The 25,872-nt window shown below is 70.5% G+C and carries 31 protein-coding genes, 1 tRNA gene and 1 pseudogene; 23 read left to right on the top strand and 10 right to left on the bottom strand.

Annotated elements, in window-relative coordinates; genetic code table 11:
* Window positions 1-124 precede the first annotated feature (124 nt).
* A complete protein-coding gene (locus NYF13_RS03795; protein WP_315654175.1) occupies window positions 125-250 on the bottom strand; it encodes a hypothetical protein in 126 nt (41 codons plus the stop codon).
* 291 nt (window positions 251-541) lie between these two features.
* On the opposite strand from NYF13_RS03795, the pseudogene NYF13_RS03790 reads away from it, so the two are divergent.
* Window positions 542-1,129 (top strand): annotated as a pseudogene (locus NYF13_RS03790) (prolyl oligopeptidase family serine peptidase).
* 174 nt (window positions 1,130-1,303) lie between these two features.
* On the opposite strand, the gene NYF13_RS03785 reads toward NYF13_RS03790, so the two are convergent.
* Entirely contained in the window at window positions 1,304-1,477 is a 174-nt protein-coding gene (locus NYF13_RS03785; RefSeq protein ID WP_315654174.1) for a hypothetical protein, read from the bottom strand.
* Between the two features lie 993 nt (window positions 1,478-2,470).
* Between NYF13_RS03785 and NYF13_RS03780 the strand changes: the two genes are divergently transcribed.
* The 5 genes from NYF13_RS03780 to NYF13_RS03760 all read left to right on the top strand — a co-directional run bounded on the left by NYF13_RS03780 (window position 2,471) and on the right by NYF13_RS03760 (window position 5,578).
* Window positions 2,471-3,004 carry a hypothetical protein gene (locus NYF13_RS03780; protein ID WP_315654172.1) on the top strand — a complete coding sequence of 178 codons (534 nt, stop codon included), beginning with the start codon at window positions 2,471-2,473 and terminating at the stop codon, window positions 3,002-3,004.
* A complete protein-coding gene (locus NYF13_RS03775; protein WP_315654171.1) occupies window positions 3,001-3,324 on the top strand; it encodes a hypothetical protein in 324 nt (107 codons plus the stop codon). The genes NYF13_RS03780 and NYF13_RS03775 overlap by 4 nt, the downstream gene beginning before the upstream one ends.
* Window positions 3,324-4,541 carry a WXG100 family type VII secretion target gene (locus tag NYF13_RS03770; protein WP_396286495.1) on the top strand — a complete coding sequence of 406 codons (1,218 nt, stop codon included), beginning with the start codon at window positions 3,324-3,326 and terminating at the stop codon, window positions 4,539-4,541. The genes NYF13_RS03775 and NYF13_RS03770 overlap by 1 nt, the downstream gene beginning before the upstream one ends.
* Window positions 4,542-4,545: 4 nt before the next feature.
* Window positions 4,546-4,953, top strand: coding sequence for a hypothetical protein (locus NYF13_RS03765; protein WP_315654169.1), 408 nt, complete (start codon window positions 4,546-4,548; stop codon window positions 4,951-4,953).
* Between the two features lie 442 nt (window positions 4,954-5,395).
* On the top strand, window positions 5,396-5,578 hold the full coding sequence (locus NYF13_RS03760; RefSeq protein ID WP_315654167.1) for a hypothetical protein: 183 nt from the start codon (window positions 5,396-5,398) through the stop codon (window positions 5,576-5,578).
* Between the two features lie 312 nt (window positions 5,579-5,890).
* Here NYF13_RS03760 and NYF13_RS03755 read toward each other — a convergent pair whose 3' ends face one another.
* Window positions 5,891-6,634 carry a MerR family transcriptional regulator gene (locus tag NYF13_RS03755; protein ID WP_315654166.1) on the bottom strand — a complete coding sequence of 248 codons (744 nt, stop codon included), beginning with the start codon at window positions 6,632-6,634 and terminating at the stop codon, window positions 5,891-5,893.
* Between the two features lie 58 nt (window positions 6,635-6,692).
* Between NYF13_RS03755 and NYF13_RS03750 the strand changes: the two genes are divergently transcribed.
* From NYF13_RS03750 to NYF13_RS03740, 3 genes are all read left to right on the top strand, one after another.
* The gene (locus NYF13_RS03750; RefSeq protein ID WP_315654164.1) at window positions 6,693-7,700 is read left to right on the top strand and encodes a hypothetical protein; all 1,008 of its coding nucleotides are present in this window, start codon (window positions 6,693-6,695) and stop codon (window positions 7,698-7,700) included.
* A gap of 118 nt (window positions 7,701-7,818) precedes the next feature.
* The gene (locus NYF13_RS03745) at window positions 7,819-8,952 is read left to right on the top strand and encodes a zinc-binding alcohol dehydrogenase family protein (protein WP_315654163.1); all 1,134 of its coding nucleotides are present in this window, start codon (window positions 7,819-7,821) and stop codon (window positions 8,950-8,952) included.
* Between the two features lie 77 nt (window positions 8,953-9,029).
* The gene (locus tag NYF13_RS03740; RefSeq protein WP_315654162.1) at window positions 9,030-9,686 is read left to right on the top strand and encodes an NAD(P)H-binding protein; all 657 of its coding nucleotides are present in this window, start codon (window positions 9,030-9,032) and stop codon (window positions 9,684-9,686) included.
* Between the two features lie 322 nt (window positions 9,687-10,008).
* Here the strand turns inward: NYF13_RS03740 and NYF13_RS03735 are convergent.
* A tRNA-Lys gene (locus NYF13_RS03735) sits at window positions 10,009-10,084 on the bottom strand.
* A 293-nt stretch (window positions 10,085-10,377) separates the two neighbouring features.
* Between NYF13_RS03735 and NYF13_RS03730 the strand changes: the two genes are divergently transcribed.
* Together NYF13_RS03730 and NYF13_RS03725 are read left to right on the top strand one after the other, a co-directional pair.
* A complete protein-coding gene (locus NYF13_RS03730; protein WP_315654161.1) occupies window positions 10,378-11,262 on the top strand; it encodes a hypothetical protein in 885 nt (294 codons plus the stop codon).
* Window positions 11,263-11,406: 144 nt separating this feature from the next.
* Window positions 11,407-12,051 carry an NAD(P)H-binding protein gene (locus tag NYF13_RS03725; protein ID WP_315654160.1) on the top strand — a complete coding sequence of 215 codons (645 nt, stop codon included), beginning with the start codon at window positions 11,407-11,409 and terminating at the stop codon, window positions 12,049-12,051.
* A gap of 171 nt (window positions 12,052-12,222) precedes the next feature.
* Here the strand turns inward: NYF13_RS03725 and NYF13_RS03720 are convergent, their stop codons facing one another.
* The gene (locus NYF13_RS03720; protein ID WP_315654159.1) at window positions 12,223-13,122 is read right to left on the bottom strand and encodes a serine hydrolase; all 900 of its coding nucleotides are present in this window, start codon (window positions 13,120-13,122) and stop codon (window positions 12,223-12,225) included.
* Window positions 13,123-13,269: 147 nt separating this feature from the next.
* Window positions 13,270-14,076 carry an NshR/TsnR family 23S rRNA methyltransferase gene (gene nshR, locus NYF13_RS03715; RefSeq protein ID WP_315654157.1) on the bottom strand — a complete coding sequence of 269 codons (807 nt, stop codon included), beginning with the start codon at window positions 14,074-14,076 and terminating at the stop codon, window positions 13,270-13,272.
* A 204-nt stretch (window positions 14,077-14,280) separates the two neighbouring features.
* On the opposite strand from nshR, the gene NYF13_RS03710 reads away from it, so the two are divergent.
* The 6 genes from NYF13_RS03710 to NYF13_RS03685 are packed head-to-tail and all read left to right on the top strand — an operon-like array spanning window position 14,281 to window position 16,784.
* Window positions 14,281-14,751, top strand: coding sequence for an Asp23/Gls24 family envelope stress response protein (locus NYF13_RS03710; RefSeq protein ID WP_315654155.1), 471 nt, complete (start codon window positions 14,281-14,283; stop codon window positions 14,749-14,751).
* Entirely contained in the window at window positions 14,748-15,122 is a 375-nt protein-coding gene (locus NYF13_RS03705; protein WP_315654153.1) for a hypothetical protein, read from the top strand. The genes NYF13_RS03710 and NYF13_RS03705 overlap by 4 nt, the downstream gene beginning before the upstream one ends.
* Window positions 15,119-15,295, top strand: coding sequence for a hypothetical protein (locus tag NYF13_RS03700; RefSeq protein ID WP_315654151.1), 177 nt, complete (start codon window positions 15,119-15,121; stop codon window positions 15,293-15,295). The genes NYF13_RS03705 and NYF13_RS03700 overlap by 4 nt, the downstream gene beginning before the upstream one ends.
* A 3-nt stretch (window positions 15,296-15,298) precedes the next feature.
* Window positions 15,299-15,688 carry an Asp23/Gls24 family envelope stress response protein gene (locus NYF13_RS03695; protein ID WP_315654150.1) on the top strand — a complete coding sequence of 130 codons (390 nt, stop codon included), beginning with the start codon at window positions 15,299-15,301 and terminating at the stop codon, window positions 15,686-15,688.
* The gene (locus NYF13_RS03690; protein ID WP_315654149.1) at window positions 15,685-16,212 is read left to right on the top strand and encodes a DUF6286 domain-containing protein; all 528 of its coding nucleotides are present in this window, start codon (window positions 15,685-15,687) and stop codon (window positions 16,210-16,212) included. The genes NYF13_RS03695 and NYF13_RS03690 overlap by 4 nt, the downstream gene beginning before the upstream one ends.
* Window positions 16,209-16,784: an alkaline shock response membrane anchor protein AmaP gene (locus tag NYF13_RS03685; protein WP_315654147.1), complete on the top strand. Its 576-nt coding sequence runs from the start codon at window positions 16,209-16,211 to the stop codon at window positions 16,782-16,784. Before NYF13_RS03690 ends, NYF13_RS03685 begins: the two co-directional genes overlap by 4 nt.
* A gap of 6 nt (window positions 16,785-16,790) precedes the next feature.
* Here the strand turns inward: NYF13_RS03685 and NYF13_RS03680 are convergent, their stop codons facing one another.
* Complete coding sequence (locus NYF13_RS03680) at window positions 16,791-17,048, bottom strand: hypothetical protein (RefSeq protein WP_315654145.1); 258 nt, start codon at window positions 17,046-17,048, stop codon at window positions 16,791-16,793.
* A gap of 247 nt (window positions 17,049-17,295) precedes the next feature.
* On the opposite strand from NYF13_RS03680, the gene NYF13_RS03675 reads away from it, so the two are divergent.
* The 6 genes from NYF13_RS03675 (at window position 17,296) to NYF13_RS03650 (ending at window position 22,614) form a co-directional block, all read left to right on the top strand.
* Window positions 17,296-17,973 (top strand): fasciclin domain-containing protein, encoded by a 678-nt coding sequence (locus tag NYF13_RS03675; protein WP_315654143.1) that lies wholly within the window; start codon window positions 17,296-17,298, stop codon window positions 17,971-17,973.
* A 458-nt stretch (window positions 17,974-18,431) separates the two neighbouring features.
* Window positions 18,432-19,883 (top strand): ATP-binding protein, encoded by a 1,452-nt coding sequence (locus NYF13_RS03670; protein WP_315654141.1) that lies wholly within the window; start codon window positions 18,432-18,434, stop codon window positions 19,881-19,883.
* A gap of 80 nt (window positions 19,884-19,963) precedes the next feature.
* Window positions 19,964-20,380, top strand: a complete 417-nt coding sequence (locus NYF13_RS03665) for a roadblock/LC7 domain-containing protein (protein ID WP_315654139.1) — start codon at window positions 19,964-19,966, stop codon at window positions 20,378-20,380.
* Entirely contained in the window at window positions 20,377-20,736 is a 360-nt protein-coding gene (locus tag NYF13_RS03660) for a DUF742 domain-containing protein (RefSeq protein ID WP_315654137.1), read from the top strand. The genes NYF13_RS03665 and NYF13_RS03660 overlap by 4 nt, the downstream gene beginning before the upstream one ends.
* Before the next feature lie 52 nt (window positions 20,737-20,788).
* Window positions 20,789-21,325 carry an ATP/GTP-binding protein gene (locus tag NYF13_RS03655; RefSeq protein ID WP_315657190.1) on the top strand — a complete coding sequence of 179 codons (537 nt, stop codon included), beginning with the start codon at window positions 20,789-20,791 and terminating at the stop codon, window positions 21,323-21,325.
* Between the two features lie 38 nt (window positions 21,326-21,363).
* The gene (locus NYF13_RS03650; protein WP_315657188.1) at window positions 21,364-22,614 is read left to right on the top strand and encodes a cytochrome P450; all 1,251 of its coding nucleotides are present in this window, start codon (window positions 21,364-21,366) and stop codon (window positions 22,612-22,614) included.
* Window positions 22,615-22,666: 52 nt separating this feature from the next.
* On the opposite strand, the gene NYF13_RS03645 is transcribed toward NYF13_RS03650, so the two are convergent.
* The 3 genes from NYF13_RS03645 to NYF13_RS03635 form a co-directional block, all read right to left on the bottom strand.
* Window positions 22,667-23,881: a cytochrome P450 gene (locus NYF13_RS03645; protein ID WP_315654136.1), complete on the bottom strand. Its 1,215-nt coding sequence runs from the start codon at window positions 23,879-23,881 to the stop codon at window positions 22,667-22,669.
* Between the two features lie 202 nt (window positions 23,882-24,083).
* The gene (locus NYF13_RS03640) at window positions 24,084-24,509 is read right to left on the bottom strand and encodes an acyl-CoA thioesterase (RefSeq protein WP_396286486.1); all 426 of its coding nucleotides are present in this window, start codon (window positions 24,507-24,509) and stop codon (window positions 24,084-24,086) included.
* Window positions 24,503-25,783: a hydroxyacid-oxoacid transhydrogenase gene (locus tag NYF13_RS03635; protein ID WP_315654132.1), complete on the bottom strand. Its 1,281-nt coding sequence runs from the start codon at window positions 25,781-25,783 to the stop codon at window positions 24,503-24,505. Before NYF13_RS03635 ends, NYF13_RS03640 begins: the two co-directional genes overlap by 7 nt.
* Window positions 25,784-25,872 lie beyond the last annotated feature (89 nt).

The following is a 25,872-nucleotide window of genomic DNA, read 5'->3' as shown; positions in this document are numbered from 1 at the left end:
TGGTTCAGGTGATCATCGCGTCGCGGCCGGAGTCGATTGCCCCGTTGACCGGACTGGAACTGGGCCGATCCCGCAAGGCATCGAGGGCAGCTGCCGACGCCGGCGCGGCCGCGCCGGGTGTGGCCTACTCGACCGCGCAGGTCCGCCGGGACACGGTCACCGCGCTCGACCCCGCCCGCCGCACCGACGCCCAGCTGCACACCGGCCGGGCCGCGGCCAAGCCGGCGCAGGCCGACTTGGAAATCGCCATGACTGCGGTGATGACCGGCCTCGGCGCCGGCCTGGCCGCTGCGGAAGCTCACCAACACCCGCCCCGAACTGGACAGCATCGCCGTCGGCACCCAGCAGCCACTGAACTACCGCGCCGTCGACAACCTCGACCTTGGATGGTCTGCTCATACTGCCGGCCGGGAAATCCGCTTCGGGCGGCCCGTTCCCGCTCATCACGCTCGCGCACGGCGGTCCCTACGACCGGCACGCCGACCGTCTCCCGCTGTTCTGGTTCCCCAGCGCACAGTGGCTGGCCACCGCCGGTTACGCGATGTTCCTGCCCAACCCGCGCGGCAGCCAGGGGCACGGCCACGAGTTCGCGGCAACTGTCGCGGGCCGGGTCGGCCGGGAGGAGCGGACCGACATCCTGACCGGTATCGACATGCTCGTCGCCGAGGGCATCGCTGACCCTGATCGGCTAGGCATCGCCGGCGGGAGTCACGGTGAGTTCCTGGCCGCCTAGGCGATCGAGCAGACCGACCGGTTCCGCGCCGCGCTGGTCTACGCTGGCGTCACCGACTGGGGCATGCTCGCCGCGGCCGGGGAGAACGGCCAGTTCGAGGCCACGCTCGGCGGCAGCACTGGCTGGGAAGACACCGGCCCGCACCCGCATGACGCCCTCAGCCCGGTCTCCTTCGCCAGCCGCGTCCGCACCCCGGTCCTGATCCTGCACGGCGCCGATGACACCAACGTCCCCCTCGGCCAGGCCATATACTTCCACCGGGCCCTGCGCCACGTCAGCGTCGAGCACGAGTTCGTCATCTACCCCCGCGAGGGCCACTCGATCCGCGAACGCGACCATCAGCTCAACGTCCTGCGCCGCACCCGCGCCTGGTTCGACCGCCAGCTCCAGCCCTGAGCAGGCAGTGCCCTCAATGGACGGACGGATCGGCCGGGTCGCGATCCATTTTCAGCTCGACCTCGTACTGGCCCTGCAGGACGGTGCGCGCGAGGATCGCACCTAGTTGGGTCCGGCCCGGTCGACGCCGTTCACGCTGTGTCCGAGCGCGCTGGTTTGTCGGGAGGGTGACGGTCAGCGTGGTCGTCTGGACACCCGCAGCACCTGGATCATCAGGCCGGTTGCCACGACAGCCGCCACGATCATGATGGGCACCGGGTTGGAGGAGGTGAAGACGAGGTAGAACATGATGATCGCGACGGCCAAGAGCACGCCGGCGTAGATCCAGATGATCATTTCCTTCTTCACGCTGCGTCGACCCTCCACTCCGGATGCCGCCAGGCGGCCGGCTTCAGGACAAGATAGCCCCCGTCGGAGGCTCGCCGTCGTGTTCGCCGGGAACCCGGCCACGTCAGATCCGCCGGTAGCCGGTGGAGGGCCCCGTCGAGGAGCACCTCGCCGGCGCCGTCAACCTGGAGGGGGAGATCCCCACTGGTTCCGGCCCTGCGCCTGCGGCAGGTGAATACGCGATCTCATCGGTCTCATGGGGCTGATCGGCCAAGACCGGCCCAATCCAGCGTTGGATCGGCTATTGACCGCTTGTCTGGATCGTGGGGGCAGGGAGCCGAGAATCGCCCCGAAGACGGCACCCCGGACTTGCTCATCCAGCCGCGTCCTGATCGTGGGCCGGAACGGGCACCTGTCGATGCAATCGACTGGGGATCCAACGGCTCCAGCCTGACTGTACTGACACTTCCTGCTGTACTGACACTTACCGGGCAGCTCGGACTCGCAGTGGTGAGAGCCGGTCCCTAAGCGACCTCACCCGGACACCTGACGCCACATCACCAGTCGAGACCACCTCACCCAGCTTAACAGGAAAGATGGCTCGAACTGCGAAAAATGGTGAGCCACCAGGGGTTCGAACCTCGGACCCGAGAATTGAAAGTCCGCGGGTTTGATTCGCGCAGGGGTTTGATGGCCGACCGTGCCCGCCTTAACCGAACGGGACAAAGACAAGCGTGCGGAGGCCGGCGGGTCCAAGGTCAATCTCGGGTCCGTTCATCTCGGCGCGAGCGTGGCCTCGGTGCTGGCCAATTCATTCACAGCCGCCGATTGTGATGTCCACGCTGCGGCCGCACAGCCGGCCACACGTGATCCTGCGGACTTGCTCGAAGATCACCAAGCTCCCCGTTCCACGGTCAGTTGGCCGGCGACTGCCGGGCTTGGTGGAGGCGGGCCCGGGCGCTGTCGAGGGTGATGCAGGGCTGATCAGCGACGGCGACCGCATAGGACAGGCCCGTGCAGATCGTGGTCGTGGCGGCGCCCGACTCACCGCTCACCACGATGTCACTGTTTGCAGCAGGCAGTAAACTCATAGCCATGAAAAGGGGAGGTGCGGAAGCAGAAAGTGAGCCCGTTGTGGCCAGATGCGCCCAGGAGGTGGTGTCTGGTCGGCGGGGTCTTCACGAGTTCGATCCGGTGTTCGCTCAGGCGGCGGTCTACGGGAGGCGACCTGTTCGCCCTGGTGTCGAGACAGTCGACGTCGTCGGCCGTGGCCGGTGGACGTTCGTGTTCTCCACGCCGCAGCGGCTCGCCGCGCACTTCGGAGATTGCGTCTTCTTTACGACCACTGGCGCCGATCTTTTCGGACAGCTGCCGATCGGTATCGGTGTGATGCTCGATCCGAATGACGAGCATCGGCTGCCGATCCTGAACCGGATGGTGCCACCGCAGGCGCTCACCGCGATACGGCGACGAGCCGAGCAAAATCGCACCGGGCAGGCCATGCCCACCACCGAGGTCGACGTCACGCGCGAGGAGGGCGCCGAGTGAGTGTGAACGGGCCAGGGTTCGACGTCGACGTCGACGTATTGGACAACGCGGGCAAGGGAATTAATCAGAGTGTCCATGACCAGGAGACGTTCGCGTTGCGCGGCCTGTGCGGCGATGCCGAACTCTATGGTCATGCCGGCGTGCACAGCGCTCTCGCGGACTTCTGCGCGCGGTGGAGCACTGGGCTGAACACGCTGACCGACGACGCCGGTGTGATCGGCGATTGCCTCACCCATGCCGCTGACGCCTACCGGGGGATCGACGAGGCGGCCGCACAGCACCTGCCCGCGGATCCCGGCACCGCGGCGATCGGTGACTGATGGCCGAACTCGGTGAGACCGCCGATCCGCGCGCCCTGGTCCCCGGCGATCCGGCCGCGATCGAGGGGAACGCCCGGGTGCTGCACGCCCGGTCCCGGGGAACCGGACAGGCCGGGGACAGCCTCCGCCGAATCGACACCGGCTCGTGGTCCGGTCCGGCCGCGGCCAAGTTTCACGACAAGTTCAGCTACGAACCTGCCAAGTGGCTGGCCGCCTCCGACTCCTTCGACGCGGTCGCCGAAGCACTCGACGGGTACGCGCAGACCCTGCGCTGGGCGCAAGGCCAGGCCGGCGACGCCATCCGGCTGTGGGACCGAGGCCAGGCCGCAACGGCGGACGCGAAGGCCCGCCATGACCGCGCCATCACCGACGCCGACACCCAGAACCAGCAGCACACCGCCAACGGTGACGCCACCAGGGTGACCGTCGCGCCGTTCTCCGATCCCGGTGAGGCCGGTCGGCAAGCGGCGCGCGACACGCTCAATCGCGCCCGCCTGCAGCTCACCGAAGCCGGAGACAGGACGGCGGAGATCATCTCCGACGAGGCCGGCGGCGCGCCCGCGTCTTCAGATTGGCTCGACGACGTCGGCGGCTTCTTCGCCGACTTCGGCGAAGGCGCCTGGAGCGCGTTCGAGGGGTTCGGCGAAGGTGCGTGGAACCTCGTCTACGCCATCGGCGACCCGGGCAATCCCGATCACGAGGGCCTGACCGATATCGCCTCGGCGGCGTGGAACAACGTCACCCATCCGGTGGACTTCGGCAAGAAGCTCCTCGCCTGGGACGACTGGGCTGATCACCCGGGCCGAGCCACTGGCCAAATCGTGGGCGGACTGCTCATCGGCGGCGCAGCCGGCAAGCTGCTCAAAGGCACCCGCGCAGCAGAAAAACCCGACCCGGCCGCGCCGAGACTACCGCCCGTGAAGGTGGCCCTGCACGAGTACTTCGACCAGGGCACGCCACCGAAGGCATCCGATCTGACCCGCTACGCCGAGTCCAAAGGATGGACGAAGCAGCAGACACCGAACGGCCCGGCGAAGTACGTCGATGACAACGGCATCATCCGGATGACCCTCAAGGAGGGCAGCGGCCGCACCCCGGGCAGCGAAAACCCCCACGTCGAACTCCGCAACGATGACGGGGTCCGCATCGACCCGCAAGGCAACCCGGTCACCAGGAGAAGCCTGGGAAACCACACGCCGATCACCTGGGACCACTGAGCACATGACGAACTACACCGACTTTCCCGACCTCGCAGATGTCTACCTCGAAGACAGCTTCGTCCTCGCCATCGACGAGACACCCACCTCCCTGTCTTTCCGACTGGAAGCCGTACTGACCCCGTCACACCCGCGCTACCACGCGCCGCGACCGGACGAAGCCCACTGCTACACCGAAGCCGTGCTGACCATCACCGACGCCACCAAGATCGAATGGATCACACGGTCATCCCACACTTCCCGCGACGCCACCGGCGAAGAAGACCTAGGCAACATCGACAGCCTCCAGCACCACGACAACCACTACGAAATCGACGGCGACTGGGGCCGCGTCCGGATCTACTCGAGCGCGGCGCCGCGCCTTACCCTTACCTCCGAAGCCTCGAACCCGCCCGGCAACACGATCGCTTGATCGAGCCACCTGCTCTCCAGCTGTTTTCGCGTGTTCGCTTGGCAGTACGACCGGCACCGAGCAAACACGCACGCAGCGACGACCACACGGCTCCAGGTCAGCGCCCGGAAGGGACTCGCAGGGATACGGATTCCCCCCGCGAACTGAACGGCGAAGCCGTCGCCCGCAAGGGCGACGGAACCCCTCAGGGTCGTCACGCCCGTCTCGCCCCTTGAAGTCGAAGAAGCCCCCGCCGGTGACGAGGTATGCGTAGACCTCGTCGGTGAGGTGCTGGAGAAAGGCAATGCCGGTTCGGGCTGAGATGGTGCTGGTGTCGTTGTTGATCGTGCTCACGATGCAGTCGAGCATCAAGTGCTCGAAAGCGACGTAAGCCTTGATGAGAGCAGCTTCGTAGGACCAGGTCACTGCCTGGTCGCCGAGATCGCCGCCCTCGATCTCCTCCGTGAACTTCGACGATGCGTTCGAGGGTGGTCTTGAACTTCTCCGCCGCACGCTTGCCGGTGGGAAAGCCCCGCAGATCCTCGTCGCCCTCGACGAGGCTCCGCTCTGCCTCGACCAGATCACCCAGGTCCGCCTCTCCGCCTGGCGCCACGGGCGGATCGCGCTGCTCGGTGACACCGCCTGATGCGCCGGCCCGTTCAGCACCGGCACCACCAACGCTTACCTGCTGGCCAGTGAGCTGGGCTCCGCGCCCCACGCTGAGCAACCGGCGCTCACCGGTACCCGAACAGCTGGCCCGCAAGGATTCGTGGCCGCTCGGCCGCCACTTCGCCGTTCCGGTCGGCCTAGTGCTCCCGGTGAAGCCGGCCAGCTGTGGTCTTCGGCCCGGCGGGCTCGGGTACCGGGAGCGGCCCTCGTCAGCTCCCCGCCGATGTGCCTCACCGTATGCCGCTACCGCTGTCGTGATCGGGCCCTACCGCGAGCGGCGGGATGCACATCAGGGCGGCGGGGCGGCGGAGTCGCCGGATGCGGGCCCGGCGGGGAGGGGTTTGAGTCGTTGCAGCGTGATGTGCTGGTGGGCCATGGTGCGCAGCGCGGAGAGCATCTTCTCGCCCAGGACGATGCCGGTGACGGCGGATTCCAGGTCCTGTTCACGACTGACCTCGCGCGGCCGGCCCGGGTGGCGGTGACCGGTATCGGCTGCCGACGCCGTTTCCAGCCCGTCGCCGGAGCCGGGGCCGACGCCGATGAAAGCGGTGATCTCGGCGGCGGCGATGGTGTAGGCCGCGTCGGCGTAGGTGTCCAGCAGACCGGCCAGCGCGGTGAATCCGAGCCGGTGGGCGGTGGTGAGGATGCGGGTGGCACTGCGGTAGCCGGGGTTGTCCGGGTCGATCCGCCACCCGCGCCGGGCCACGAACCCGGCGACGAACGTTTCGGCCGGTCGGTCGTCGTCCTCGAGGTCGGGTGCGGCGACCACGGCGTCCTGGGCGATCCCGAGGGCTTCGGGCAAGGGCCGGTGCTCGTCCACCGCGGCGAGCACCTGCTTGATCGCGGTGGCCGGCAGTTCTCCCTCCTCGGTCAGCGCCCGGAGCAGCCGCAGTCGTCGCACGTGCGCGGCCCCGTACTCGGCCTGGTTGGGAGCGCCGGCCCGCTCGCCGGCCGGTAGCAGTCCCTCCCGCAGGTAGTACTTGATCATCGACACGCTGACGCCGCTGCTCCGGCTCAACTCTCCGACCCGCACCCGGCCCTCCTCGTTCTCGCCTGTTGCACTTCCAGATGGACAATCTTACTATCCACTTATGGTTAATACCGTTATCCACTCGTGGCGGGTGGTACGCCGCTCCGCCCATCGTCCGGCTCTGCGGGCTGCTGCCGGGTTCGCCGCGCTGATCCCGGTCACGGTGGCGGGCCTGCTGGCCGACCCGCGGTCGCTGGGCGGGCAGCCGATCTGGGAGAAGCCGTTCAAGTTCTCCGTCAGCCTGGCCCTGTACCTGGGCACGATCGCCCTGCTGGTCCCGCTGGTGCGCCGCCGGGGCCGCCGGGTCGCCGGTGGGGCCGCCACGGCCATCGCGGTGGCGATGTCGGTGGAGATGGCCCTGATCCTGACGCAGGTGGTGCGCGGCCGGGCCAGCCACTTCAACTTCTCCACCCCGGCCGACACCGTCATCGCCCAGGTCATGGGGGCCGGCGCGATCGTCGCGTGGCTGCTCACCGCGGTCCTGGCCGGGTTGCTGCTGCGGGAGAGGACCCTGCCCGCCCCGCTGCACCGCGCCCTCGGACTGGGTCTGCTGGTCGCGCTGGCCGGTATGTCGGTGGCGTTCCTCATGGTCGTGCCCACCGCCGCGCAACTGGCCGCAGCCCCCGCCCACGGCGTGCCCGTCCTTGGCGGCCACGCGGTCGGGGTCGCCGACGGTGGCCCCGGGCTGCCACTGCTGGGCTGGTCCACCACCGGCGGCGACCTGCGCATCGGTCACTTCGTCGGCCTGCACGCCCTGCAAGGGCTGCCCCTGCTCGCGCTGGCCCTCAAAGCCGCGGGCCGCCGCTGGCGCCCGCTGGCCTCCGAAAGCGTCCAGGCCCGCCTGGTCACCGTCGCCGCCGGCGGCTGGCTCGGCCTGACCGGTCTGCTGACCTGGCAGGCCCTGCGCGCCCAGCCCCTGCTCGCCCCCGACTCCACCACTCTGGCCACGCTCACCGGACTCGTACTCGCTGTAGCGGGCGCCACCACCCTCGTCCTGCGCCACGGACCCGGCCGCTTCCCGAAAGCCCCGGTGGTCTCCACGCCGAACTCCGCCGTCAGCAGGGCCTGAGCAGCAGCACCCCGATGCCCACCGGGACAACCCAGGGAAAACGCGGCAGCCCGGCCCTCCGCCGCGCTCGCTCACCACGATCAGCACCCGCAAAACCAGCACGGACAAGGCGGTACCGGTGAAGCCCATCACCCCCCACGGCACCGGCCCGGATCGTGAGCCGAACATCGCGTTGTGGCTACCGCGGCCGGGAGGTCGCCTGCACGTCGGGCCGGCCCCGTATACGGCTCCCGGCCCGGGTGAGGTCGTGGTGCGGGTGCGGGCGGTGGCGATGAACCCCGTCGACGCACTCCACGGCCTGCTCTACCGCGTGATCCTGCCCTGGCTGGCCTTTCCCGCCGTGATCGGCAACGACGTCGCCGGCGAGATCGCCGAGGTCGGGGACGGGGTCACCCGTTTACGGCCCGGTGACCGCGTCCTCGGCCACGCTGTCGGTGTGGAGCGCTCCCGCAACCGTCCCGCCGAAGGAGCCTTCCAGCGCTACGTCGTGCTGATGGAGCACTTGGTCTCGCCGGTGCCCGACACCCTGCCCTTCGAGCACGCCGCCGTGCTGCCCCTGGCCTTGTCCACCGCGGCGACGGGAATGTTCCAGCGTGACCACCTCGACCTGCCCCTTCCCACCACCACCGGCACCGCGTCCGGTGCCGAAGCCGGGGGAGCCCGCCCGACGGTGATCGTGTGGGGCGGCTCCACCAGTGTCGGCAGCAACGCCGTTCAGCTGGCCTGCCACGCCGGCTACCGGGTCCTGGCCACCGCCTCACCCCGCAACGCCGACTACCTCCGCTCGCTGGGCGCGGCCGAGGTCATCGACCGCCACAGCCCGGCCGTCGTCACCGACGTGCTCGACCGGATCGGCGCCAGTCCACTGGCCGGGAGCCTCGCCATCGGAGCCGGTAGCCTGCGTCCGGCCATCGCGGTCACCACCCGGGCCCGCCACGACAGCGGTCCCAGTGACGGTCGCTATGACGGTCGCCGGGTCGCGTCGGTCCAACCCGGTCCGCTGACCACCTGGCGGGCTCGCCGGGCCCGCCGCCTCGGCGTCCGGGTCAGCACGGTCTGGGGCAGCAGCCTCAAGGACAACGAGGTCGGACCCGCGGTCTACACCGAGTTCCTGCCCGCCGCGCTCGCCGCGGGAAGCTACCGGGCCGCCCCGCCGGCGACGGTGACCGGGCACGGCCTGGACCACATCCCCCCGGCGCTGCACCGGCTGCGCCGAGGCGTCTCCGCCACCAAACTCGTCGTCACCCTGTGAAGCACGCCCGCGCGCACCCGGACGCGGCGAACGCTCACCACCCCCTCGACGGCCGCCCACCGACAAGGACACCCGCAGTGGAAGCGCAGCAGACTTTTCTCGTCTTCGGTGCCACCGGCCGAACCGGACGGCACTTCACCTCCCTGGCCCTGCACCACGGCCACCGGGTCCGGGTACTGGCTCGCGCACCCGGGACGCTGACCGACGGCCACCCCCACCTGGAGATCCACCAGGGATCCATCACCGACCCGCCCGACCCCCGCCGCCTCGACCGCCTCGTCCGCGGCGCCACCGCCGTCGTGTGCCTGCTCGGCGACGCACAAGCACAACGAACCCACACGATCAACACCACCTTCGTCCAGCAACTCGTCCCGGCCATGCGGCGCACCGGCGTCACCCGGCTCCTCTACCAAGCCGGCGGACTGAGCGCACCACCCGACCGGCGGCTGCCGCTGCCCCTGCGCGTCGTCCGCGCCACGATCGCCCGCCGCTACCTCGGCCAGCACCACGACAACGAAGCGGTCATGCGCTACCTCGCCACCGACGCCATGGACATCGAGTGGATGGTGCACCGCGCCGCGATCGGCTCCGACGGCCCTTCCCGCGGCACCCTCCGGCGTTCCCCCACCACCATCAGCATCGCCCCGTTCGCCGACTGCGCCTCCTACAACTACCGCCTCCTCGCCGACCCCACCGCCATCCACACCTGCGACCCCAGCGCCTACCACCAGTGACCCACGTCCGAGACCCCGGGTGCCGGGTGGCAGTTACGCGATCCGTCGCAGCGTCAGCGCGGTGACCCCGGCCGTGTTTCGGCGACGGCGCCTGGACGGCCGGACCCTGGCGTGGGCGGAACGAGCGGTATCCCGGCGCTCAGCCGGGGCGCCTGGTCGGTAGCGGAGAACACCCGGAACTGCCTCCGCGCCTGATTGCACCGAGGTCAACCGGACATCTCGGACGGTCGGAGTCAACCCGGAAGCCACCTCGCCCGGAGTTTTCGCCAGTCGAAGCCACCTCGCCGAGCTCAGCAAGAAAGGTGGCTTGAGCTGCATGAACTGGTGGGCCGCCAGGGGCTCGAACCCTGGACCCGAGGATTAAAAGTCCTCTGCTCTACCAACTGAGCTAGCGGCCCGCGGGGAGAGTTTAGCGGGAGGTCGTCCGGCCCCGTGCGCCCTGGTGCGTAGTTGCGGTTCGGGCTCCGTCCTGTGGCGGTGGTCGGCGTCAGCGCCTCGGCGCGGGGGCGGCGGCGAACAGGTTCGGGCATAGCTCTCATATCTGGCGCACCGCGCTGGCGGGTTGCGTCGGGTGCTCATGAATTGTTCTTTCGGGCAACCCTGGTCCGCATCGGTCATTCGGCACAACCCGATTCCCGTTCCGGCGTCTTCTGGACAAAGCTTCAAAAAATTACGCGAGAGGGGCACCGAAATGGAATTCACCACGAAGAAGACGTTCAAAGCGGCCATGGTTGGTGGGGCGGTTGCCGCTGTCGCACTGGTTTCCGCCTGTAGTGGGAACAGTGTGGCGGGAAGCAGTTCTCCGGTGAAGAACGTGGCGGAGACGGCGGCGGTCGAGCAGGTGCCCGACGGTGGGGCGGCTTCCGGCGGGGCCGGGGCTGGGGCCGGTGGTTCCGGTGCGGCGGGGAACGGGGACGTCAACTGCAGTCGGTACGGCGGGCCGGTCGGGGCGCCCGGGCGGCCGAAGATGGACCTGATCGCCGTCGCCTCCAGCGATGGTGCCAAGCCGGGCTGCACCGTGGCGTACAACGTGATCACCGAGTACTACCAGAAGCTGCCGACGCAGGCCGAAGGGCCGGGCGAGCGGGTGCTCGACATCCAGGGGGACTGGACCTGTGCCCGGCAGGCGGGCGAGGAGGGGCTCAAGGGCGCGGTGGTCTGCGGTACGCCGGACAATTCCCTGCAATTGGAGACCCGGCCGGCCGGTGGCTCGGCTCCGGTTCGCAAGTTCCCGAACTCCACGCAGTCGGTGCAGTTCACCGGATACGACGCCGGGGTGCGGATGGCCCGTTTCCAATTGGTCACCCGCCGTCCGGGTGGCCCGGACGACGCCCAGTACGTGCCGGTCGACGGCCGGACCTACCGGCTCCCGCTGCAGCCGGGCGGCCAGGTGCTCAGCGCGGCCACCCTGTGCCCGACTGATTCGGTCACCATCGACGACCAGGGCCTGGGCAACGGGCCGTGCGACCAGGCCCACCTGCTCCAGCAGCTGAAGGACGGCAACCCGACGCTCGCGCAGATCAGCGTGAACGGCGCCGACCAGATCGCCACGGTCAAGGAGATCTACCACCCCTGAGCTACGGAGGGAGCCGGCGGCCGGGAACGCACCCGGCCGCCGGGCCACTTACCTCGAAGTGCCTACTTCCCATGAGAGAGTGACACTCCTACGGTAACCAAGGGGCACCGCCCGGTGCCCGAGGTTTCCGAAGGAGGACGTTCCATGTCTCGGATCACCGTCATCGGCGGCACCGGCTACGCCGGTTCGGCCATCGTCGCGGAGGCCGCGGCGCGCGGTCACCAGGTGACCGCGTTGAGCCGATCGCAGCCCGAAGCGCCGGTCGCGGGCGTGGCCTACGTCCAGGGCGACGCGAGCGACGAAACCACGCTGGCCTCGGTCATCGAGGGCGCGGAGGCCGTGGTGGCCGCACTCGCCCCGCGCGGACCGCTGGCCGGCGTCTTCCGCGAGGTCAACCGCACCATCGCACGCCTGGCCGACGCCGCGGGTGCCACCCTCTACGTCGTCGGCGGCGCCTCTTCGCTGCGTCCCGCGCTGGGGGCCGATCGGTTCGTCACCGATCTCAGCCACGTGCCCGCGGAACTGCACGAAGAGGTCCTCGCCGGGGCGGCGCTCGTCCTCGAAGACCTCCCGGCCACCTCCGGAAGCCTCGACTGGGTCTTCGTCAGCCCGGCTCTCGGGTTCGGTGCGCACGTGCCCGGCGCGCGGCTCGGCCGCTACCGGCTCGGCGGCGAGGTCTCGGTCGACGCCGGCGGCGGTGCGATCTCGGCCGAGGACTACGCCCTCGGGTTCGTCGACCTGATCGAGCGGGGCGAGCACCACCGCGCTCACGTCAACCTCGGTTACTGAGGGGCCGACGGCGTGGACGGGAACCACTACTTCGCTTTCGGCCGGCCGGCCGAAAGCAGGAATCGTTGCTGGGTCCGGTGAAGACCTACGCTCGGAGGCTCCCGGACGGCCCCGCCGCCGCGTTCGTAGACGACATCGCACAGCACCTCGCTCGCGGGCACTGACCTCGCGTCACCGCAGGAAGCCGTGGTCGGCCGGGGCGGTCAGCCCGCTCTTCAACGCGGCGGTGGCGGTGGTGAGCGCCGTGCCCGCGGTGGTCCAGTCCATGTTCAGGTTCCAGGTGGCCATCACCGCGACGGCGAAGGTGCGGGAACCGGCCCGGACCAGGCCCGTGGTGTTGAGCACGCGCCGGTCGTCCGAGCTGCCCCAGCCCTGCTTCACCGCCCAGTCCGCGCCCGGGAACGCGCGCGGGATGCCGAAGTGCTGGTCGAACCCGTCGGCGGCGTTCTCCGGGGTGCTCTCCATCGCCTCGGTCAGGAACTCGCGCCGGTCCTCGGTCAGGCCCGCGGTGATGTGCCGGTAGACCGTGACGACGTCGGTGGGCGACATCGTGGTGGAACCCCACTGGCCGGCTTCCCGCGGCGGGGAAGTGTGCGTGAGCCCCAGCTTCCCGGCCTGGCGCCGGACGATCGCCGGTCCGCCGTCGTGGGTCCACAGGCGGCTGGCGACGCCGTCGTCGCTGGCCGAGAGCATGGCGCGCACGGCGGTCGCCTCGCTGCCGGAGGGCACTCCGGCCCGGTCCATCAGGTCGAGCGCGATGAGCAGTTTCACCACGGACGCGGTGGGCTGGGGCTGATCGGCCCTCCAGCTCACCTGAACCGCGCACGAGCCCAGGTCGACGACCACCAGCTCCAACCGGGGGTCGTTCCCCTTGGCCAGCAGAGCTTTCCGGGCGTCGGCGATGGCGGCCGGGTGCTCGTCCGCCGCTGTGGTGGGGGCCGAGCCGCACCCGGAGCGCCAGTCGGTGCGGTCGGAACCGCGGTTGAGGGCGAACGCGGCGATCAGGCCCACCACCACGACGAGCGCGGCGATGCCGACCCGCACCTGAGTCCGGCCGAACTGCTTCGACAACGGTCCACCTCCGCCTGGGAACGAGTGGACCGAAGCTATTCACCCCCGGCGGCCCCGGGGATCGGCCGATGAGCCGTCGCATTCGGGCCGATCGGCGGGCAACCGGCCGGAACGAGCGGATTCGTCGGCCGGCATCGAGGACACGCCCTAAGCGCCACGCACGTTGCGGCGGCTCCGCTCGTGCAAGGCGATACCGGCCGACACCGAAACGTTCAACGACTCGGCCGAGCTGATCATCGGGATCGACACCGAGGTGGCGGGGATGCCTCGGAAGCCGTCGGAGGTGCCGGTCTTCTCGCTGCCGAAGAGCAGGGCCAGGCGGTCCTCCCGGTGGCCGAGTTCGTCGACGGTCAGCTCGCCGTCCGCGTCGAAGACGATCAAGGGCAGTTCGCTGTCGCGGAGGTGCGCGATCGCCTCTTCGCGGGTGGCGAGCACGATCGGCAGGGAGAACACGTAACCGCGGCTGGCCCGGATCAGCCGGCGGTCGGCGATGCTGCCCAGATCGCTGTCGACCAGCACGAGGCCCGCGGCGCCGAGGGCGAACGAGGTCCGCACGATGGCGCCGATGTTGCCGACGATCTTCACGCCGTCGAGCACCACCACGTCGCCGGTCCGCTGCTTCACGTCCTCGAAACCGGCGGGCCGGGGGACGCGGGCGATGCCGAAGATCTTCGGCTTCCGCTCGCCCTTGAACAGGTGGTTGACCACGGTGCTGTCCATCAGCCGGACCGGGACGCCCCGCTCGGCGCAGGCGGCCAGCAGCTCCGCCGGCACCGGGGTGCCCTCGCTCCCGTACACCTCGATGAACCCCAGCCCCGCGCCGAGGCCCTGCAGGAGCGGCTCGGCGTCCTCGATCAGTGTCGTCTTGATGCTGGACCGCGACGGCTTGGTGACGTCGAGGATCCGCTGCACCGCGGGGTCGGACTTCTCCGTGATGATTTCCAGCTCGGTCATCGGGGCAGTCTATTCACGCGGCCGTGCCGCCCGTTCCCGGCGCGATGGGCTCCACTGTCGACCCTTCCGTGGTGGATTCCCCGGTGGAACGAGACCTGAACCACACGATCGGGTCGTGACGTTCACGGCGGTCCTGGGTCTATCCGGTGCGGGGGAAACCCTTGCGGCCCCCGCCGACCAGCTCGACCGAACCGAGGAGACACCATGAGCGACACGGCCACGAAGAGCACGATTTCCGCTGGTGAGATGGACAAGGCGGGGACCGGTGCGCTGAGCTCTTCGCACGGCACCACGACCATCGCCGACACCGTCGTGCAGAAGGTCGCCGGGCTGGCGACGCGCGAGGTCCCCGGCGTCTACGACCTGGGGGGCGGCGCGGCCCGCGCGTTCAGCGCCATCCGCGAGCGCATCCCGGGCGCCTCCGCCTCGGCCGGCCAGGGCGTTTCGGTCGAGGTCGGCGAGAAGCAGGCCGCGGTCGACCTGCAGATCCTGGTCGAGTACGGCGTCTCCATCGCCGACCTGTCCCGTTCGGTCCGCCGCAACGTGATCGGCGCGGTGGAGCAGATGACCGGCCTCGAGGTCGTCGAGGTCAACATCAACGTCTCCGACGTGCACATCCCGGGTGAGGGCGACGACTCCGACGAGTCCTCCTCGTCCACCGGCCGCGTTCAGTGAGCACCGGCATCCTGGTGGATGCCGAGCGGCTCGCCGCGATCGTGCTGACCCTGCCGGGCGTCGCCGGACTGCACGGCGGGCGGTTCGGCGAGATCTCGACCTACCTGCCCGGCCGCCGCGTGCGCGGGGTCCGGATCCGCGACGACGTGGTCACCATCGGCGTCGTCGCCCGGGACACCGCCGCGCTGCCCCGGCTCGGGGACGAGGTCCGCACAGCGCTCGGCCCCCTCGGGCGACCCGTGGACGTCTGGGTCGGTGACCTCGCCGACCCGGACGACCCCACCGTCCCCGGTGACCCCACCGGCACCGCTGCTCCGGCCGCCTCCGCCGTTTCGCTTCGGTCCACCATCCTTGAGGAGAACAAGTCGTGAACTCGACCCAACTGGGGCTGCTGACCGGCCTCGCGCTCGGCCTCGCCGCCGCGTTCGGCGGCTTCGGCGCCTTCCTGCTCGTGCTGGTTCTGGGGGCGCTCGGCCTGCTGGTCGGCCGCTTCCTCGACGGCAAGCTCGACCTGTCCCAGCTGACCGGCCGCGACAGGGGCTGACCCGTGACCACCACGACCCTGCCCGCCGCGCGCACGGTCGACGACCGCGGCGAGCTCGTGATCAGCGATCGCACGGTGGAGCGCATCGCCACGCAGGCGGTGACCGAGCTCGACGGCGTCGGCGGCTCCGCGACGCGGATGCTGGGCGTCGCCGTCGGCGGCGAGGACCTGGACCGGTCGGCCAAGGTGACCGCCCAGGTGCACGACGACACCGTGACCCTCGACGTGCGGCTGTCCATCAGCTACCCGCGGTCGGTGGCGAAGACCACGGAAGCCGCCCGCGAGCACCTGCGGAGCCGGATCACCGAGCTGACCGGGCTCGCCGTGTCCCGCGTGGACATCACCGTGACCGCGCTGCACACCGCCGCCGCCGAACCCAGGAGGGTGCTGTGAAACGCCGACCCCGGCGCAGCGTGCCGGCCACGCTGACCGCACTGGTGATCCTGGCCGTCTGCGTGTTCGCCGCGGCCGTCTCGATCCAGCTCATCATCGGCGAGAAGCCGTGGATCAGCTACGCGGCGGTCACCGGCTGGCTGCACGACCGGCACTGGACCGACCCGATCCCGGGCATCGCCGGCGGGGTGGCCGCGCTGCTCGGGCTGATCCTGCTGCTCGCCGCGGTGCTGCCCGGGAAGGCGACCGTGCTCCCGCTGCGCGGTGACCTCGACTCCGGGGCCTCGCGGCGCAGCTACCGGTCCACCCTGCGCACCGCCGCGTCCTCTGTGGAGGGTGTGAGCGGGGCGAAGGTCAAGCTCGGTGGCCGCCGGGTGAAGGCCGTGGTGACCACGGCGCGCACCAACACCGATGGACTGGCCGAGGCCGTGCGCACCGCTGTGGAGCAGCGGGTCGGCCAGATCGACCCCGTCACCCCGCCGGCCGTGAAGGTGCGGCTCAAGACCTCCGGGAGCACGTCGTGACCGATCTGAACCGCCCGGCCCGGCTCAACCGCGGACTGCTCGTGGTGCTCGGCGTGGTGCTGCTGGCCGCCGGGGCCTTCGTCGTGCTGACGCACTTCCGGAAGCTCACGCTGCTGCGCCCGGATTCGCCGCTGGTCCCGGGCACGGACCTCCCGCCGACCTGGGTGCTGTACGTGGTGGCCGCGGCGGCGGTGGTGATCGGGCTGCTGACCCTGCGGTGGCTCGCCGCCCAGCTCACGCACAAACCGCGGACGCAGGACTGGCGCTTCGAGCGGAACCCGGACGAAGGCACGACGAAGCTGGCCGCGAACACGGCCGTCGAGCCGTTCGTCGCGGAGCTCGCCGCCTGCCCCGGCGTCCACGACGCCCACGCCACGCTGGCCGGCCCCCGCTCGGCCCCGCGCCTGGCGGCGGTCCTGAGCGTCGACCAGGACGGCGATCTGCCGAGCATCCGCCGTGAACTGGAATCGACCGTGCTGCCGCGCCTGCGCGAGTCCCTCGACCTGGACGATCTGCCGGTGACGCTGGAATTCCGGTTCTCCACGAAGACCGGCACCGCTCGCATCGTCTGAGGGGCTTCAGCGCACCCGCGGCGGGCGGCGGCGCCTGCGGTGGTGCGTCGAGACCGCGTCCACGAGGCGGCCCAGACCCTTGCGCTTGGTGACGAAGGTGATGATCTCCTCCTGCGGGGCCGACCGGCGGGCGTGGAACCGCGCCACTTCGGCGGCGAAGGTCTCCGGGTCGCCGCCGAAGTCGGGGTGGTGGGCGCGCACGAGCCGGCGGTAGGCCGACTTCTCGTCCGCCGACCAGTTCCGGTCCGGCCCGTCCTCGCTCATCCCGTCCCTCCGCGTCCCATCGGCCTTCGATGGTAGCCGGGACGGCGTCGCGCGGAGCGAAACGGCTGGTGGGGAGGCTCCCGACCCCTTAGGGGTCGGGTCACCCGAAAGTGGGAGAAAACCTGACCAATCCGTTTCGGCGGCAGGGTCGAATGCCTGTCAAGAGAACACCGCGGAGTCGGAAAAGCTGCGATCTCCCCAGCCCTTCGAACCACCCAGACTGTCCACTGTGAACGGAGAAACTCCCGTGAAGTCCCTGCGTATCGCCGGTATCGGTGTCACTGCTGTTACCGCTCTCGCCCTTTCGGCCTGTGGCGGTGGCTCCGACAGCGGCTCGTCCAGCAACAGCAGCGCGCCGGCCCCGTCCTCCTCGATGGCGGCTCCGTCGTCTTCGGCCGACTCCGGTGCTTCCGGTGGCGTGACCACCAACGCCGACGTGTTCGGCCCGGCCTGCTCGAAGCTGCCCCAGGGCAACGCCGCCGGCTCGCTCGACTCGATGGGCCCGCAGCCGGTCGCCTCGGCCGCCTCGACCAACCCGCTGCTGACCAAGCTGGTCGCCGCGGTGAAGGCCGCCGACCTGGTCGACACGCTCAACAGCCAGCCCGCGATCACCGTCTTCGCGCCGGCCGACGCGGCGTTCGACAAGCTGGGTGACGCGAAGTTCAAGGAGCTCGCCGGCGACAAGGCCGCGCTGGCCCCGATCCTGCAGTACCACGTCCTGGGCAAGCGCTACGACGCCAAGGGCCTGTCCGCCGCCGGCTCGGTCGACTCGCTCAACACCGCGGGCGGCCCCGTGAAGGTCGAGGGCTCCGGCGACAACATGACCGTCAACGGCGCCAAGGTCCTCTGCGGCAACATCCCCACCAAGAACGCCACCGTGTTCGTCATCGACACGGTCCTCACCCCGGGCACCAACAAGAGCTGATCCGGCCCCCGGGCCCGAGCCCGTCGCACCGCCTCACCGGCGGTGCGGCGGGCTTTTCCCTTTCCGGGTGGCGGATCCGGCACCTCGGTCACGGCCGGTCGCAGCGCGTGCGACCAAGCCGGTGACCACATTGCTCTGTTCGGGGGGAACTCGGGGCCGAACCGCGGTGAGATCCGGCGACTGCGGGTCGAACCCGTTGTCGCACAACGTAATTATCGGTGGTGAAGTGGCGGGCCTGCGGCTCGCCGGGTGGTGGTGCTGTTCGCCGGGGGGTGGCCGGTGGCGCTAATATCCTGGTCCCGTCACCGAGACCTGGGAGCAGCGAGTACGACCTGTGCCGGATCGAGAGCCGAAACTTGAGCCGGGAGCGCGCCTTCCCGAGCCGCCGCCGGCGCCAACCCGGCGTCGCCCCACCCGGGTACTGTCTCCCCACCAACCGGACGCGAGGACTTGAAGCCATGTCGGAACTACTGCCCGCACGCCACGCGCAGCCGCGCGGGACCGCCGCCCCGGCCGCCCTCGCGGTACCGGTGACGGCGGTGGTCGTCGGTGCGCTCTGGGTGTGGGTGACGCTCGCGGTGCCCGGTCCGGTGCAGGTGCTGGTCGCGATCGCGGGCGGGGTGACCTGGCTGCTGCTGTGCGTCGCCGTCTTCCTCGCGACCCGGGGCACCGGCCGCGTCACGCAGGCCGAGGAACGGGTCCGCGAGGCCGAGGAGCGGACGCGGGCCGCCGAAGCCAGGACCGAAGCGGCCGACGCCGAACTGTCGCGCCTGGTGGACCAGACCATGCCCGCGGTCGTGGCCCGGCTGCGCGACGGCGCGACCGCCGCCACCGTGTTCGGCTCGATGCCGCGGCCCGGGCCGGAGACCCACGAGCGGATCGTGCGGATGCTCGTGGAGGAGGTCGCGGCCGGGGAACGGCGCCGGGCGGCGGCCACCGCGGCCTGCGCGAACGCCGCCGGCCGGGTGCAGGCGCTGACCACCAGCATCCTGGCCGACCTGCGGGAGATCGAGAACCACTGCGCCGAGAACATGCTCGGCGACGTGCTGAAGGTCGACCACAGCACGGCCCAGGCCGGGCGGCTCGCCGACTCGATCGCGGTGCTCACCGGGGCCCGGTCCGGGCGCCGCTGGGCCAAGCCGATCCGGATGGAGAGCATCCTGCGCGGCGCGATGGGCCGGATCGGGGCGTACCAGCGGGTGCGCGTCCACTCCACCAGCGGCTCGGCCATCGCCGGCTACGCGGCCGAGGACGTGATGCACGCGCTGGCCGAGCTGATGGACAACGCGACCAAGTTCTCCGCGCCGTCGGAGGAGGTCCACGTCTACGTCGAGGACCTGCACAACGGCGCCGTGATCACCATCGAAGACGGCGGCCTCGGCATGAAGCCGCAGGCCCTGGTCCGGGCCGAGAAGGCGGTGGCGTTGCACGAGCCGCTGGACCTGACCTCGCTCTCGGGCACCCGGCTCGGCCTGGCCGTGGTCGGCCAGCTCGGCCGCAAGCACCAGCTGCACGTGTTCTTCCGCCCCTCGTCCCGCGGCGGCATCGGTGTGGTCATGCGCATCCCCAACCACCTGATCACCCAGCCGCGGCCGGAGCCGCTGCCCGAGCCCGCGCCGCGGCGCGAAGCGCTGGTGGCGGCCGGGACGAGCCGCGCCTGGCCGGAGGAGTCACCCGTGGAGCCGATGCCGGCCGAGCCGATGCCGAGCGAGCCCGCCGCGCTGCCGAAACGCCCGCGGGGCCAGACCCTGGCGGCCTCGTCACGGCCGCCGGTCTCGCCCTCGCCCGGACCGCGGCAGTCGCGCGCCGGCGGGGACAGCGGCGCCCGGTTCGGCGCCTTCCAGCAGGCCCGCACCCGCAAGGCCGCCTCCGGCTCGCCGGAGCCGACCGCCGCGGAGGACCAGGACTGATGCCCGCCCCGCTGCCGAACCGGACCCCCCAGATTGGAGTGAGGGGGCAGGAGCCGCCCGGCGCCGCCCCCGGATTCCCGATGAACGCCCAGAACCCGAACCTCGAATGGCTGCTGGAGAACCTCGTCGGCAACACCCACGGCGCGGTGCACGCGCTGGTGCTGTCCAAGGACGGTCTCAAGCTCTGCCACACCGCCGGGCTCACCGTGGACAAGGCCGACCAGCTGGCCGCGATCGCCGCCGGGGTGCAGGCCCTCTCGCACGGCGCGTCCGCGGAGTTCGGCGACGGCAGTGGCGGCGTGCGCAACTCGATGACCGAGTTCCACGGCGGGATCCTGTTCATCGTCGAGGCCGGCATCGGCTCGCACCTCGCGGTGATCGCCGCCGAGGACGCCGACGTCGGCCTGGTCGGGCACAACATGGACGAGCTGGTCGAGCAGATCGGCGCCTTCCTCACCGCCGCGCCCCGGTACGCCCCGGCCGGCCCGACGGCATGATTCGCCGCGCAGTCGAGGAGGAGGACCCGGACCGGCTGTACACGGTCACCGGGGGCCGCAGCCGCGTCGACGACGTCGAACTGGACCTGGTCACGCTGATCGTGACCGAGTCCGCGCCGTCGGCCGGGATGCAGTCCGAGCACGTGCGGATCCTGCGGATCGCCGAGCGCCCGACCTCGGTGGTGGAGATCTCCTCCGAGCTCGCGCTGCCGGTGAGCGTGGTCAAGATCCTGCTCACGGACCTGCTCGACAGCGGCCGCGTCTCGGCCCGGCACCCGTCCTCGGCCACGACGAGCGCTTCCATCCCCGACTCCGAATTCCTCAAGAAGGTGCTCGTTGGACTCCGCAACCTCTGAACGCACGAGCCGCACCCCGCTGGCCGCCACGGCGGCGGAAGGGCTCAAGATCGTGGTCGTCGGCGGGTTCGGGGTCGGCAAGACCACCATGGTCCGCTCGGTCAGCGAGATCCGGCCGCTGAGCACCGAAGAGACGATGACGCAGGCCGGCATCGGCATCGACCACCCCGGGGCCCGGCAGGCGAAGACCACGACCACGGTCGCCTTCGACTTCGGCCGGATCAGCCTCGACGAGCGGATGGTGCTGTACCTGTTCGGCGCGCCCGGCCAGGAGCGGTTCTGGTTCCTCTGGGACCGGCTGTTCTCCGGCACGCTCGGCGCCGTGGTGCTGGTGGACACCCGCCGGCTCGAGGACTCCTGGTACGCGATCGACCGGCTGGAGCACCACGGGACGCCGTTCATCGTGGCGCGCAACAACTTCGAGCCCCCGACCCACGGCCTCGACGAAGTCCGCGGCGCACTGGACCTCTCCGCCGACGTGCCGCTGATCGACTGCGACGCCCGCCGCCGCGACTCCGCCAAGAACGTGCTGATCGCGCTCGTCGACCACCTCTACTCGCTGTCCACCGCCCGGGAGAACCAGCCGTGACCGATTTTCAGTCCAGCAGCAGCTTCCAGCCGAGCGCCGTGGCCGACCTGGCGTCCACGGAGGACTTCGTGCAGCTGTACGGGGCGCAGTTCCAGGAGGACCCGGCGGCCCTGTACGCGAAGATCCGGCAGCAGCACGGCGGGGTCGCCCCGGTGCTGCTCGACGGCGACGTGCCCGCCTGGCTGGTCATCGGCTACCGCGAGATCCACCAGGTGACCAGCGACAACCTGCTCTACCAGCGCGACACCCGGCGCTGGAACCAGTGGGACAACGTGCCCGCGGACTGGCCGCTGCTGCCCTACGTCGCCTACAACCCGTCGGTCATGTTCACCGAGGCGCTGGAGCACCGCCGCCGCGCGGGCGCGATCGGCGACGCGCTTTCGGCGGTGGACCAGTTCGACCTGCGCTCGCACTGCGAGCGGATCGCGGACCGGCTGATCGACACCTTCGCCGGCAGCGGCGAGGCCGACCTGATCGCGCAGTTCGCCATGCAGATCCCGCTGCTCGCGATCGCCAAGATGTACGGGATGCCGGAGGCGGACACCCCGGCGCTGGTGCGGGACGTCGCGATCTCGCTGGACGTCGGCCCGGACGCGATCCCGGCCTACGGACGGGTGCAGGAGGCGATGGGACGGCTGCTGGCGGGCAAGCACCAGCAGCCCGGCTCGGACGTGCCCTCGCACATGATGCAGCACCCGGCGCAGCTCTCGGACGCGGAGATCATCCAGGACCTGCTGGTGGTCACGGCCGCGGCGCAGCAGCCGACGGCCAACTGGATCGGCAACACGATCCGGCTGATGCTGACCGACGACCGGTTCGCGATGACGCTCTCGGGCGGGCGCGGCAGCGTCGGCGAAGCCCTCAACGAGGTGCTCTGGCACGACACCCCGACGCAGAACTTCATCGGCCGCTTCGCCACGCGCGACACCCAGCTCGGTGGCCGCCGCGTCCGCGCGGGCGACCTGGTGGTGCTCGGGCTGGCCGCCGCGAACGCCGATCCGCACGTGCGCCCGGACCTGGCCGGCGGCGCGCTGGGCAACCACGCGCACATGTCGTTCGGGCACGGCGAGCACGGCTGCCCGCACCCCGCGCCCGAGGTCGCCGAGGTGATCGCCCGGACCACCGTCGAGGTGCTGCTGGACCGGCTGCCCGACCTCTCGCTGTCGGTGCCGGTGGAGCACCTGGTGTGGCGTCCGTCGATGTGGATGCGGGGTCTGGAATCGCTGCCGGTGACCTTCACCCCGACCTACGTGGCCAGCCCGGAAGGCTCGTTTTCCGGGAGCTGGTAAGGCTTGCGGGGGTTCAGTCCGGTGGGTGCCGGGCTGAACCCCCACCGGTCGTTCAGTTGGCGGTGAACCGGACCGGCAGTGCGGCGGGGCCGCGGGTGAACACGCCACGTTCGGCCGTCTCGGCGCCCTCGTCGAGCCGGAGGTCGGGCATGGCGTCGAGCAACTGCGCCACCCCGACCTCGATCTCCGTCTTGGCCAGCAGCGCGCCGACGCAGAAGTGCCGTCCCAGCGCGAAGGACAGGTGGCTCGCCGCCGCGGAGAACGCCGTCTCGGTCGGCAGGTCCTCGCGGAAGAGGTCGAACGACTCCGGGTTCGAGAACCGCCGCGGGTCGCGGTTGGCCGCACCGATCAGGCAGGTCACGGTGCTGCCCGCGGGAATCGGCTGCCCGGCGATCTCGATGTCCTCGGCCGGCTGGCGCATGATCATGTGCACCGGCGGCGTGTGCCGCAGCGTCTCGGCGAAGGCCTTGGGGATCAGCCCGTGGTCGTTGCGGACCGCTTCGAGCTGGTCGGGGTGCGCGAGCAGGTTCCGGAACAGGCTGGCGATGGCCTTGTCGGTCGTCTCACCGCCGGCCGCGAGCAGCAGGCTGCAGAACGCTTTGATGTCCTCGTCGCTCATCGAGGTGCCGTCGACCTCGGCCGAGCAGAGCGTGGACAGCAGGTCGTCACCCAGGTTTTCCCGCCGCTGCCGGATGATCGGCAGCAGGTAGGCGGAGAGCTCCTCGCGGGTGCGCACCCCGGCCGCGGCGACTTCGGGGTCCTGCCCGAGATTTCCGAGGAACCCGATGATCGCGGTGTACCAGACCTGGAAGCGCTCGTGGTCGCTCTGGTCCAGACCCAGCATGTCGACGATCACGTTGATCGGGAAGTGCCGCGCGTAGTCCTGGACCAAGTCGGCCCGTCCCCGGTGGCGGAACCCGTCGATCAGCCGCTGCGAGTTGCGCTCGATCACGGGCCGGAACTTCCGCTCCAGCTCGTTGCCGCGGAAGGCGGGGACGACCAGCGCGCGCCGGATGGAGTGCTCGCGCCCGCTCATCTGCAGGATGGTGCGACCGTGCGCGGGCTCCAGTTGCCAGCCGTAGTTGTCGGTGGTGAAGACCGGTTCGCGGAACGCCCTGGCCACGTCGTCGTAACGGGAAACGATGTAGCTCTGCATGCCTTCGTGCCAGATCAGCGGCTCGTCCTCGAGCATGATGTCGTACGCGGCGTACGGGTCGGCGGCGAATTCGGGGGAAAGGATGTCCGGCGCGTGGCGTGCCGTGGTCATGAAGCTCCCTCGCTCGGGCGGTGAGCAGCCAGGTTATCGACGGAGGTTGCTGCCGCGGGAGAAGTTCAGACCATTGGCCCAACGCACTGGGCCAGGTGGATTACCGGTTTCGCGGGTGCTGGTTGCGGTCAGTGGACATCGGGGCGCCGGCGCTCACCCGGGTGGACGCACAGGGACTTCGGCCGCGGACGACCGTCGCGCCTCAGCCGCCCGCGACGGTCAGCTCCGCCAGCGCTTCCCGCAGCTTTCCCGTCACCTCGACCGGCCGCCGGGATCCGCGGTCGACGAACACGTGCACGAAGTGGCCCTCCGCGACCAGCAGGTCGACCGCCGAGTCCGAATACATGCCGATCTCGTACCGCACGCTCGACCGGCCGAGGTGCGCCACGCGCAGGCCGATCCGCAGGGACTCCGGGAAGGAGACCGAAGCGTGGTACGCGCAGTGCGATTCCACGCAGAGCCCGATCACCTCGCCCGCGCTGATGTCCAGGCCGCCGCGGGTGATCAGCCAGGTGTTGATCACCGTGTCCATCAGGGAGTAGTGCACGACGTTGTTCACGTGCCCGTAGACGTCGTTGTCCTTCCAGCGCAACGGAACCGTCTGCCAGTGCGGGTAGCCGCTCACCACAGCGAGACCGAGGAGCGCAGGATCGCCGACAGGTCTTCCTCCGTGGCTTCGCGCGGGGCGTTCGCCAGAAGTCGTTGCTGTTTGGTGGTTCCCGAGACCAATGAGTCTACATCGGACTCCGAATAGCCGACCGCGCCGATGCCCGCCGGGATGCCGATCTCGCGCATCAGGGTGACCAGCACCGCGGGCAGGTGGCCGGCCGGATCCCCGCTCGGCTCGAAGTCCGGGGCGAGCAGGCGGGCCACGCGCAGGTGCCGTTCGGGCGCCGCGTCGAAGGTGAAGCGGAACGCCGCCGGCGCGGTCAGCGAGACCGCCATGCCGTGCGGCACCAGGGCTTCGTCGCCGGGGTAGCCCTCGGGGTGGAAGTCACGGACCTGGCCCGCGATGGGGTAGGCGTTGGCGTGCGGGATGTGCACCCCGGCGTTGCCGAAGCCCAGCCCGGCGAACGTCGCGGCGAGCGCCATCGCTTCGCGCGCCTTCAGATCCGAGCCGTCGCGGACGGCCGCGGGCAGCGCCCACGACAGCAGTTCCAGCGATTTCTCCGCGAACATGTCGGCCAGCGGGTTCGCCCCGCAGTAGGGCACGCGCTCTTCGGGGCGTTTGCGGGCGAAGTCCGTGTACGCCTTGGCGGTGTAGCTCTCCGCGGCGTGGCACAGGATGTCCATGCCGCTCGCGGCCGTCACCCCGGCGGGCTGCGACACCGTCAGCAGCGGGTCGACGACGGCCAGGGTCGGACGCAGCCGCAGGTGGCTGATCCCGCTCTTCACCCGCATCGAAAGCACGTCCAGCACGCACACGGTGGTGCTCTCCGAGCCGGTGCCGGTGGTGGTCGGCACCGCGACCAGCGGCTTCAGCGGACGGGTGGGCGCCCGGCCGCCCCCGACCGGCGCGTTGACGTAGTCCATCAGCTCGCCGTCGTTGCTGGTCAGCAGGTTCGCGGCCTTCGCCGTGTCGATGCTGGAGCCGCCGCCGACCGCGACGAACGCGTCGTACGGGCCCGAGCCGCGGGCGAAGTCGACGGCGTTGCGCAGGCTGACGTCGGTGGGCTCGACGTGGACGCCGTCGAAGACCTCGGCCTCGATGCCGTGACCGGCGATCCCCGCCGCGATCCGCTCCGGCCAGCCCGTGGCCGCGACCACCGGGTCGGTCACGACGAGCACGCGCCGGGCGCCGTACGTCGTGAGGTCGTAGCCGATCTCCTCGCTGGCGCCGGTGCCGTACTTCAACGCCGGGGCGCCGTAGGTGAAGACGGTTTCGTGTTCGGGTGAGGTCAAGACTCGGTCCTCGCTTCCCTGCCGGGGGCGGTCAAAGCGGACATTCAGCCGATTCTCCCGGTCATTCGAGGAAGATCGCTTGACTACGG

It is taken from the genome of Amycolatopsis sp. PS_44_ISF1, assembly GCF_032335455.1.
Taxonomy (GTDB): Bacteria; Actinomycetota; Actinomycetes; order Mycobacteriales; family Pseudonocardiaceae; genus Amycolatopsis.
This window is presented reverse-complemented; position numbering and strand designations above follow the sequence as displayed.

Excerpts from the sequence above, each read along its gene's own strand:
- NYF13_RS03795 (WP_315654175.1), bottom strand. The coding sequence starts at position 250 with ATGGCGATTTCCAAGTCGGCCTGCGCCGGCTTGGCCGCGGCCCGGCCG.
- NYF13_RS03770 (WP_396286495.1), top strand. The coding sequence starts at position 3,324 with ATGGCCGAACTCGGTGAGACCGCCGATCCGCGCGCCCTGGTCCCCGGC.
- NYF13_RS03765 (WP_315654169.1), top strand. The coding sequence starts at position 4,546 with ATGACGAACTACACCGACTTTCCCGACCTCGCAGATGTCTACCTCGAA.
- NYF13_RS03750 (WP_315654164.1), top strand. The coding sequence starts at position 6,693 with ATGGTTAATACCGTTATCCACTCGTGGCGGGTGGTACGCCGCTCCGCC.
- NYF13_RS03730 (WP_315654161.1), top strand. The coding sequence starts at position 10,378 with ATGGAATTCACCACGAAGAAGACGTTCAAAGCGGCCATGGTTGGTGGG.
- NYF13_RS03725 (WP_315654160.1), top strand. The coding sequence starts at position 11,407 with ATGTCTCGGATCACCGTCATCGGCGGCACCGGCTACGCCGGTTCGGCC.
- nshR (WP_315654157.1), bottom strand. The coding sequence starts at position 14,076 with ATGACCGAGCTGGAAATCATCACGGAGAAGTCCGACCCCGCGGTGCAG.
- NYF13_RS03710 (WP_315654155.1), top strand. The coding sequence starts at position 14,281 with ATGAGCGACACGGCCACGAAGAGCACGATTTCCGCTGGTGAGATGGAC.
- NYF13_RS03680 (WP_315654145.1), bottom strand. The coding sequence starts at position 17,048 with ATGAGCGAGGACGGGCCGGACCGGAACTGGTCGGCGGACGAGAAGTCG.
- NYF13_RS03670 (WP_315654141.1), top strand. The coding sequence starts at position 18,432 with ATGTCGGAACTACTGCCCGCACGCCACGCGCAGCCGCGCGGGACCGCC.
- NYF13_RS03665 (WP_315654139.1), top strand. The coding sequence starts at position 19,964 with ATGAACGCCCAGAACCCGAACCTCGAATGGCTGCTGGAGAACCTCGTC.
- NYF13_RS03660 (WP_315654137.1), top strand. The coding sequence starts at position 20,377 with ATGATTCGCCGCGCAGTCGAGGAGGAGGACCCGGACCGGCTGTACACG.
- NYF13_RS03645 (WP_315654136.1), bottom strand. The coding sequence starts at position 23,881 with ATGACCACGGCACGCCACGCGCCGGACATCCTTTCCCCCGAATTCGCC.